This is a genomic window from Pseudonocardia sp., assembly GCF_050246655.1.
Taxonomy (GTDB): domain Bacteria; phylum Actinomycetota; class Actinomycetes; order Mycobacteriales; family Pseudonocardiaceae; genus Pseudonocardia.
In genome coordinates this window covers 1-8,992 of the sequence record NZ_JBFWVQ010000171.1, presented here as the reverse complement: position 1 = coordinate 8,992, position 8,992 = coordinate 1, and the positions used below count along the sequence as shown (strand labels likewise).

The 8,992-nt window shown below is 75.3% G+C and carries 9 protein-coding genes; 2 read left to right on the top strand and 7 right to left on the bottom strand.

All coding sequences use genetic code 11. From position 1 onward, the window contains the following. Window positions 1-405 precede the first annotated feature (405 nt). The 4 genes from trpA to AB7J25_RS28920 form a co-directional block, all read right to left on the bottom strand. A complete protein-coding gene (gene trpA / locus AB7J25_RS28935; protein ID WP_428514249.1) occupies window positions 406-1,200 on the bottom strand; it encodes a tryptophan synthase subunit alpha in 795 nt (264 codons plus the stop codon). Continuing rightward, window positions 1,197-2,483, bottom strand: coding sequence for a tryptophan synthase subunit beta (gene trpB, locus AB7J25_RS28930; protein WP_428514247.1), 1,287 nt, complete (start codon window positions 2,481-2,483; stop codon window positions 1,197-1,199). The genes trpA and trpB overlap by 4 nt, the downstream gene beginning before the upstream one ends. A 5-nt stretch (window positions 2,484-2,488) precedes the next feature. Beyond that, entirely contained in the window at window positions 2,489-3,310 is an 822-nt protein-coding gene (trpC, locus tag AB7J25_RS28925; protein WP_428514251.1) for an indole-3-glycerol phosphate synthase TrpC, read from the bottom strand. 175 nt (window positions 3,311-3,485) lie between these two features. Then, window positions 3,486-4,070: a Trp biosynthesis-associated membrane protein gene (locus AB7J25_RS28920; protein ID WP_428514246.1), complete on the bottom strand. Its 585-nt coding sequence runs from the start codon at window positions 4,068-4,070 to the stop codon at window positions 3,486-3,488. A gap of 69 nt (window positions 4,071-4,139) precedes the next feature. Between AB7J25_RS28920 and AB7J25_RS28915 the strand changes: the two genes are divergently transcribed. Then, window positions 4,140-5,486, top strand: coding sequence for a PQQ-binding-like beta-propeller repeat protein (locus tag AB7J25_RS28915; protein WP_428514244.1), 1,347 nt, complete (start codon window positions 4,140-4,142; stop codon window positions 5,484-5,486). A gap of 245 nt (window positions 5,487-5,731) precedes the next feature. Here AB7J25_RS28915 and AB7J25_RS28910 read toward each other — a convergent pair whose 3' ends face one another. Then, entirely contained in the window at window positions 5,732-7,279 is a 1,548-nt protein-coding gene (locus AB7J25_RS28910; protein ID WP_428514242.1) for an anthranilate synthase component I, read from the bottom strand. Window positions 7,280-7,339: 60 nt separating this feature from the next. On the opposite strand from AB7J25_RS28910, the gene AB7J25_RS28905 reads away from it, so the two are divergent. Further along, window positions 7,340-7,972: a TetR family transcriptional regulator gene (locus tag AB7J25_RS28905; RefSeq protein WP_428514240.1), complete on the top strand. Its 633-nt coding sequence runs from the start codon at window positions 7,340-7,342 to the stop codon at window positions 7,970-7,972. Here AB7J25_RS28905 and hisI read toward each other — a convergent pair. Next, entirely contained in the window at window positions 7,953-8,321 is a 369-nt protein-coding gene (hisI, locus tag AB7J25_RS28900; protein WP_428514238.1) for a phosphoribosyl-AMP cyclohydrolase, read from the bottom strand. The two genes, AB7J25_RS28905 and hisI, sit on opposite strands and share 20 nt — an antisense overlap. Further along, window positions 8,318-8,992: imidazole glycerol phosphate synthase subunit HisF (hisF, locus tag AB7J25_RS28895; protein ID WP_428514236.1), on the bottom strand; the 675-nt coding region annotated here is incomplete at its 5' end. The genes hisF and hisI, both read right to left, overlap by 4 nt.

Sequence of the window (8,992 nt, the reverse complement as noted above, 5' to 3'; positions counted from 1 at the left end):
CCCGCCCCGGTCCGGGCGGTCCGAAACCCGCCCCGACCCGGCCCGGGTGGCCGGCCGGCGGCGCCGCCCGAGCCCCGCCCCGCCGCTGGCACACACGCCGCGGCGGTGGCACACACCGCCCACGGTGTGTGCGAGCCCCTCGCGGTATGTGCGAGCCCCTCGCGGTGTGTGCGAGCCCCTCGCGGTGTGTGCGAGCGTGACGGGCCCCGCCCGCCAGGCCCAGCACTCGGCCCCGGCGCTCCGCAACCCGCCCGGTCCGAGCGGTCCGCAACCCGCCCGGGTCCGGGCGGTCCGAAACTCGCCGCCCCGACCCGGTAGCCGGCCGGCTCCCGCCAAGCCGACTCCCGCCGCGCTGGTGCCGGTCAGCCGACTCCCGTCACGCCAGCCCCTCCAAACCGGCTCCCGTCAGGCCGGCTGCGACACCCGCCGCCGCACGCCTTCGGCCAGCTCGGCGGCCAGCTCCCGAACGCCGTCCGCGCCGGCCCGCTCGGCCGCGGAGACGAAGGCCGAGCCGACGATCACCCCGTCCGCGAACGACGCGACCTCGGCGGCCTGGTCGCCAGACCGGACCCCGAGCCCGACGCCGATCGGCAGCGTCGTGTGTGCGCGAGCCCGGGCCACCAGCTCGGGTGCCGCGGACGCGACGGCGTCCCGGGCGCCCGTGACGCCCATCGTGGACGTGGCGTAGAGGAACCCGCGGCTCGCCGCAGCGGTGGACGCGATCCGCTCCTCCGACGAGGACGGCGCCACCAGGAAGATGCGGTCCAGGCCGTGTTCCTCCGACGCGGCGAGCCACTCCCCCGCCTCGTCCGGTACCAGGTCGGGCGTGATCAGCCCGTGCCCGCCTGCGGCGGCGAGATCGCGGGCGAAGGAGCCGACCCCGTAGCGCAGGACCGGGTTGAAGTAGGTCATGACGACGGCGGCACCCCCGGCGGCGGTCACCCGCTCGACCACGCCGAACAGGTCCCGCAACCGCATCCCGTTGCGCAGGGCGAGATCGGCTGCCGCCTGGATCGTCGGACCGTCCATGACGGGATCCGAGTACGGGAAGCCGACCTCGACGACGTCGCACCCGCCCTCGACCATCGCCGTGATCAGCTCGACCGAGCCGTCCACCGTCGGGTAGCCCGCCGGCAGGTAGCCGACGAGAGCGCCGCGGCCCTCGGCCCGGCTGCGGGCGAACACGTCCTCGACGCTCACCGCTGGCCCTGCGCGATCGCCGTGCCGTCCGCCTCGGCCGCGCTCTCGTCGCGCCCGATCATGCCGAACCACTTCGCGGCGGTGTCGACGTCCTTGTCGCCGCGGCCCGAGAGGTTGACCAGCACGATCCCCTCCGGCCCCAGCTCGCGGCCCAGCCGCAGCGCACCCGCGATCGCGTGCGCGGACTCGATCGCCGGGATGATCCCCTCGGTGCGCGAGAGCAGTGCGAACGCGTCCATCGCCTCGGCGTCCGTCACCGGCTCGTAGGTCGCCCGGCCGATGTCCTTGAGCAGCGCGTGCTCCGGCCCGACGCCCGGGTAGTCCAGGCCCGCGGAGATCGAGTAGGACTCGGAGGTCTGCCCGTCCTCGTCCTGCAGCAGGTAGCTCATGGCGCCGTGCAGTGCACCCGGCGAGCCCGCGGTGAGCGTGGCACCGTGGCGGCCCGTCTCGACCCCGTCCCCGCCCGGCTCGAAGCCGACGAGCCGCACGCCCGGGTCGTCGAGGAAGGCGTGGAAGATCCCGATGGCGTTCGACCCGCCGCCCACGCAGGCCGCGACCACGTCCGGGAGCCGCCCGCACCGGTCCAGCACCTGCTCGCGGGCCTCGAGGCCGATGACCCGGTGGAAGTCGCGCACCATCGTCGGGAACGGGTGCGGCCCTGCGACCGTGCCCAGCAGGTAGTGCGTGTGGTCGACGTTGGTGACCCAGTCGCGCAGCGCCTCGTTGATCGCGTCCTTGAGGGTGGCCGAGCCGGTGCTCACCGGGATCACGGTGGCGCCGAGCAGCCGCATGCGGGCGACGTTCAGCGCCTGGCGGCGCGTGTCGACCTCGCCCATGTACACGACGCATTCCAGGCCGAGCAGCGCGCACGCGGTGGCCGTCGCGACGCCGTGCTGGCCCGCGCCCGTCTCGGCGATGACCCGCCGCTTGCCCATCCGCTTCGTGAGCAGCGCCTGACCGAGCACATTGTTGATCTTGTGCGAGCCCGTGTGGTTGAGGTCCTCGCGCTTGAGCAGGATGCGGGCCCCGCCCGCGTGCTCGCCGAGCTTGGGGGCGTCCGTGAGCGGCGACGGGCGGCCCGAGTAGTCGCGGTGCAGCCGGTCCAGCTCGCCGAGGAACTCCTCGTCGTGGCGCGCCTTCTCGTACGACGCCGCCAGCTCGTCCAGCGCCGCGATCAGCGCCTCGGGGACGAACCGGCCGCCGTAGCGCCCGAAGTGGCCGGTCTCGTCCGGCTCGTGCCCCGAGGGCGTGGAGATGCCCTCGCTCGCGGTCGCGCTCGGCACCGCGGTCATCGCACGGCCCGCGAGCACGACGGGTGCGACCCCGCGGCGACGAGCGTGCTCACCGCTGCGCGCGGATCGCCGCTGGTCACGAGGCCCTCGCCGACGAGGACGGCGTCCGCGCCCCATCCGGCGTAGGTGATGAGGTCGCCCGCGTTGCGTACGCCCGACTCGGCGACCTTCAGCACCCCCGACGGCAGGCCCGGCGCGATCCGCCCGAACACGCCGCGGTCCACCTCCAGCGTGTGCAGGTTGCGCGCGTTGATCCCGATGAGCTTCGCCCCGGCCTCCAGCGCCCGGTCCGCCTCCTCCTCGGTGTGCACCTCGACCAGGGCCGTCATCCCCAGCGACTCCACCCGGTCCAGCAGCGCGTGCAGCACGTTCTGCTCCAGCGCCGCCACGATCAGGAGCACGAGGTCCGCGCCGTACGCGCGCGCCTCGTGCACCTGGTAGGGGCTCACGATGAAGTCCTTGCGCAGGATCGGCACGTCCACAGCGGCCCGGACGGCGGCCAGATCGGCGAGCGAGCCGTGGAACCGGCGCTGCTCGGTGAGCACGCTGATGATCCGGGCCCCGCCCGCCGCGTAGGACGCGGCGAGCTCCGCCGCGTCCGGGATGTCGGCGAGCGGCCCCTTCGACGGGCTCGCCCGCTTGACCTCCGCGATCACCGCGACCACCGGGGGGTGGTGCAGCGCTGCGATCACGTCCTTCGGCGACGGCGCGGCCAGCGACCGTTTCTTGATCTCCGCGAAGCTGACGCTCGACTCGCGCTCCGCCATGTCCTCGCGCACGCCCGCCACGATGGAATCGAGGACGCTTCCGTTGCCCAGACCCACGGTGGCCTCCTCCCCGCTCCGGCACGCACGTCGCCACACGGCGCCGTGCCGGCGCTCCCGAGCCCGCAACAAGGGCTGACGGCCATGCTAGACAGATGGCCGGACGTGCTTGCGGCCGGACCGACCTGGCCGTGGGCGACGCCGGGGCTCGGGCCGCTGCCGCTCGGGATCACGGGTCGGCGGTCGGGTCCCGCCCGGCGTCGAACGCGTCCCACGCCGCGCGGTCCGGATCGGTCTCCGGCGCCCGACGAGCGCCCCCGTACCGCGACCCCAGGCGGGCGATCCGCGGTTCGCCGACGGCGACCGCCGCGCCTGTGGCGGCGAGCAGCAGCACGCCCGCCGCGGCGAGCAACGGCGCCGCGGTACCCGTGACGCCCGTGGGGACCCCGGCCCCCGCGGGCGCGGTGGGCAGCGCGGCGATCGCCGCACCGTCCGGCGGCGACGCGACCGTCGCGACCAGCACCGTCCCGATCCACAGCGCGGCCAGCAGCAGCACGGCCCCGAGCACCCGGCGTGCTGGTCCGCCGAGCGCGACGACCGCCGCCACCCCGGCCAGCGCCAGCAACGCCACCGCGTCCAGACCGGGCAGGAGGTCCGCACCGCGGGCCACCACCTGCACCGGCGCGCGGCCCGGCGCCGGGACGTCGGCGGCGTACCACACGAGCGCGGACGACCCGGCGAGCGCGCCCGCGGCGGCGAGCAGCGCGGCGCACGCGAGCGCGAGCCTGCGGGCGGGAGTCGGGCGGGCGGGCATCCGCCCCAGTCTGGCAAGTCCGTAGGAACACGGATTGCCGGCCCGTCGCGGCGCCACCACGCTGGTCGCGTGGTCGATCACCGCGCCGATCCTCCAGCGGAGCCCACGCTCGGCGGCACCCGTCCGCGCGGACGTGCGGTGGCTGCGCTCGCCGCCGCCGGGACGCTCGTTGCGGCGGGGCTCGTCGGCTACGCGGTATGGGCCACCGCGGCGTGCCCGGGCGAGCCGTCCGACCGCGCCCTGGCCGCCGACGTGCCGGGCGGCGGCGTCTACCCCGACCTCGGCGACGTCCGGGACCTCCGCGACGCCGAGACCGGCGCCCGGCTCGCCGCCGTCGGCCTGCCCGGGCAACCCCGCTGGGCGCTGTGGGCGGACCTGCCCGAACGCCGGGACGGGGAACTGGTCCGGCGCGATCCCGAGATCGCCGCCGTCGCCGTCGCGGGGTCCACGGTCGTGACGGTGCAGCGGTTCGGGGCCGTCTCACCCTTCGGCCGCGGACCGGCGGCCACCGTCCTCGCGGCCTACGACGCGGCCACCGGGGCGGTCCGCTGGCAGGTCGAGGGTCCGTCGGCGCGCGGGGAGGTCGAGCTGGTCGCCTCGGATGCGGCGATGCTGGTGATCGCGCCGGGATCGCTCACGGCCGTCGACGTCGCCTCCGGGGAGGTGCGGTGGTGTGCGGACGCGGGCCGCGACGGGGGCACGGTCTCGGTGGCGGAGGCCGGGCCGGCCGCGGTCGTCGTCGCCTCGCAGGAGGGGTCGCGGTCGCTGCTGCGGGCGCTGGATCCCGCGACCGGCGACGAGCGGTGGCGGGTCGCCTACGACGCCCACGACCGCCGCCTCGCGCCGGTACGGGCGGGCGACGTCGTCGTCACGTATGCGGTACCCGGCGAGGGCGGCGACTCGCAGCTCCAGGCGTTCGACGCAGCCACGGGCGCCCCCCGCTGGACGGCGCCGTCGGACCCGCCCGTGGCGCTCGCCGGCGCCGCGGACGCGCTCGTCGTCGCGACGGGCAACCGCGACGCCGGGGTGTCGCTGCTCGACCCCGCGGACGGCAGGCCCCGCTGGACGGTGCCGCTCGCCACCCGCGGGCTCGTCACGACGACGGTCCTCGACGACGGCGTGCTCGTCGGGGTGCGGAGCTTCCCCGGTGAGGTGCTGCTGCTGGACCGGGCGACCGGCGCGCAGCGATGGCGGACCCCGGGATCCGAGATCGAGGCGTACGCGGACGAGGGCCCGTGGCCGGTCGTGAACGGCCGGCTCGCGTTCTCCGGGCGCCGGCAGCTGGGCGTGCTGGACCCGGCCACCGGCGCCGTCACCGCGACGGCGACGGACGGCGAGGAGCTGCGTGCGGTCTCGCCGGACGCCCGGTGGGCGGTGATCCGCTCCGGTGACCGGTGGGGCGTGTTCGGCACCTGACCCGCGAGTTGCGCATCTCGTCAGGGCGAGTTGCGCATCCCGCGGCCGCGAGTTCCGCATCCCGCGGCCGCGAGTTGCGCATCTCATCCGCCCGAGTTGCGCGTTCGACCGGCTCGGATCACGCACACCACCTGATGGAATGCGCAACTCGCGGGCGGGAAACCCGCAACTCGCGGGGGCAAGATGCGCAACTCGCGGGCGGGAGAACCGCAACTCGCGGCCGCGGGATGCGCAACTCGCGGGGGTCAGGCCGGCGGGCCCAGCGTCGCCGCCGTCGCCACCGCCGACAGCACGGCCCGGGCCTTGTTGAGGCACTCGGTGTCCTCGGCCTCCGGGTTCGAGTCCGCGACGATCCCCCCGCCGGCCTGCACGTACGCCACGCCGCCGCGGATCAGGGCCGTGCGGATCGCGATCGCGGTGTCGGCGTTCCCCGCGAAGTCCAGGTACCCGACGATGCCGCCGTAGAGCCCGCGGCGCGTCGGCTCCAGCTCCTCGATGATCTCCATCGCCCGGGGCTTCGGCGCGCCCGAGAGCGTGCCGGCGGGGAAACAGGCGACGACGGCGTCGTAGGCGTTGCAGCCTGCCCGCAGCCGCCCGGTGACGGTGGAGACCAGGTGCATGACGTGGCTGTAGCGCTCGACCGCGAAGAAGCTGTGCACCTTGACGCTGCCCGCCTCGCAGACCCGCCCGAGGTCGTTGCGGCCGAGATCGACGAGCATGACGTGCTCCGCGCGCTCCTTCTCGTCGGTGCGCAGCTCCTTCTCGAGCAGGACGTCCTCCTCCTCGGTCTCGCCGCGCCAGCGAGTGCCGGCGATGGGGTGGGTGGTCGCCACCCCGTCGCGCACGGTGACGAGCGCCTCGGGGCTCGACCCGACGATGCTGAACTCCTCGCCGTCCGCGCCGGCCAGCCGCAGCAGGTACATGTACGGGCTGGGATTCGTGGAGCGCAGGACGCGGTAGACGTCGAGCGGGTCCGCGGTGCACTCCGCCTCGAACCGCTGCGACACGACGACCTGGAACGCCTCGCCCGCCCGGATCTGCTCCTTGGCCTCCTCGACGGCCGCGTGGTGCTCGGGCGCGCGGCGGCGGCGCTCGAACACCGGCTCGGTGGGCCGGTACACCGCGACGGTGGACGGGGCGGGCGCGGCGAGCTGCGCCGTCATCCGGTCCAGCCGGGCGACCGCGTCGTCGTAGGCCTCGTCCACGCGCTCGTCGCTCGCGTCCCAGTTGATCGCGTTGGCGATGAGCGTGATGGCGCCCTCGTGGTGGTCGACGGCAGCGAGGTCCGTGGCCATGAGCATGACGAGCTCCGGCAGGGCGAGGTCGTCGTCGGCGAGCTCGGGGAGCCGCTCGAAGCGGCGGACGACGTCGTAGCCGAGGTAGCCCACCATGCCGCCGGTGAGCGGCGGCAACCCGGGCAGCGGCTCGCTGTGCAGCTCCTCGACGACGGTGCGCAGCGCGGCCAGCGGGTCGCCCGACGTCGGCAGCTGCGCGGGCACCTCCCCGGTCCACACCAGGTCGCCGTCCACGGCGGTGAGCACGGCGGCGCTGCGCGCCCCGACGAACGACCATCGCGACCACGAGCGGCCGTTCTCCGCGGACTCCAGCAGGAACGTGCCGGGGCGGTCCGCGGCGAGCTTGCGGTAGACGCCGACGGGGGTCTCGTTGTCGGCCAGCAACCGGCGGGTGACCGGGATGACGCGGTGCTGCGCGGCGAGTGCCCGGAACTCGTCGCGACCGGGCCTGTCCTCTCCGAGGGCGCCGGTGGCCGGCACACGGGCGTCTGTCGACATGCACGCATCCTGTCAGGCCCGCCGCCCCCGCCGGACGGCCGCACAGAGGATGATGGGGCGGTGGGTAGCGCGCAGGATCTCGACAACACCTCGGGCGGCACGGCGCCCGCCCGCCCGCGAGGACGGCGGCCGGGTGGTACCGACACGCGCACCCAGCTCCTGGACGCAGCGCGGGTCGAGTTCGCCGAGCGCGGCTACGACGGCGCCACGGTCCGCGTCATCGCGGACCGGGCCGGGGTGGACCCGGCGATGGTCAACCACTGGTTCGGCGGCAAGGAGGCGCTGTTCGTCGCGGCGCTGGAGGTGCCGATCGACCCGGTCGAGCTCGCCGCCCGCGTCGTCCCGGGCCCGCCGGACCAGATGGGCGAACGGATCGTCCGGAACTTCCTCACCATCTGGGACGCCACCGGCGGGCGGCCGATCGCCGCCGCGGTGCGCAGCGTCGCGGCGCACGAGTCGGCAGCGAAGGTGATGCGGCAGTTCGTCGGGCGGATGCTGGCCGCGAAGATCGTCGGACCGGTCGCGCCGGACCGGCCGGAGCTGCGCGGCGCGCTCGTCGGCTCGCAGATGATCGGGCTGGGGATGATGCGCTACGTCCTGAAGCTGGAGCCGCTGGCCTCGGCGGACCACGCCACCGTCATCGCCGCGGTGGCGCCGAACGTGCAGCGCTACCTCACGGGGCCCCTGGACTGAGCAGGACGTCCGCGTCAAAGCAGGTGTGGTCGCCGGTGTGGCACGCCGCGCCCTTCTGGTCCACGACGACGAGCAGCGCGTCCCCGTCGCAGTCCAGCCGTACCTCGTGGACGTGCTGCACGTGCCCGGACGTGGCGCCCTTGACCCAGTAGTCGCCGCGCGAGCGCGACCAGTACGTGGCGTCGCGCGTGGTGAGCGTGCGGTGCAGCGCCTCGTCGTCCATCCACGCGACCATCAGGACCTCGCCGCTGCCACGCTGCTGCACGACGGCGCACACCAGGCCGTCCGCGTCGCGCTTGAGCCGGGCCGCCACGGCCGGGTCGAGCCCGGACCCCGCCACGCGTGTCACCGCACCTCCACCCCCGCACCGCGCAGGGCGGCCTTCACCTCGCCGATCCGCAACTGTCCGAAGTGGAACACCGACGCGGCGAGCACCGCGTCCGCCCCGGCGGCGACGGCGGGCGGGAAGTGCTGGAGCGCCCCCGCGCCGCCCGAGGCGATCACCGGGACGTCCACGGCGGCCCGGACGGCCTCGATCATCTTCAGGTCGAACCCGGCCTGCGTGCCGTCCGCGTCCATCGAGTTGAGCAGGATCTCGCCCACGCCCAGCTCCTGGCCGCGGGCCGCCCACTCGACGGCGTCGATCCCGGTGCCGCGCCGCCCGCCGTGGGTGGTGACCTCCCATCCCGACGGCGTCGGCTTCTCGCCCCGCGGCACGGTGCGCGCGTCCACCGAGAGCACGATGCACTGGGCGCCGAACCTGCGGCTGCACTCGTGCAGCAGCACCGGGCGGCTGATGGCGGCGGTGTTGATGCCGATCTTGTCCGCCCCCGCACGCAGCATCCGGTCCACGTCCTCGGGGGTGCGGATCCCGCCGCCGACCGTGAGCGGGATGAACACCTGCTCGGCGGTGCGGCGCACGACGTCCACCATCGTCTCCCGCTCCCCCGACGACGCCGTGACGTCGAGGAACGTCAGCTCGTCCGCACCCTCGGCGTCGTAGACGGCCGCCATCTCGAC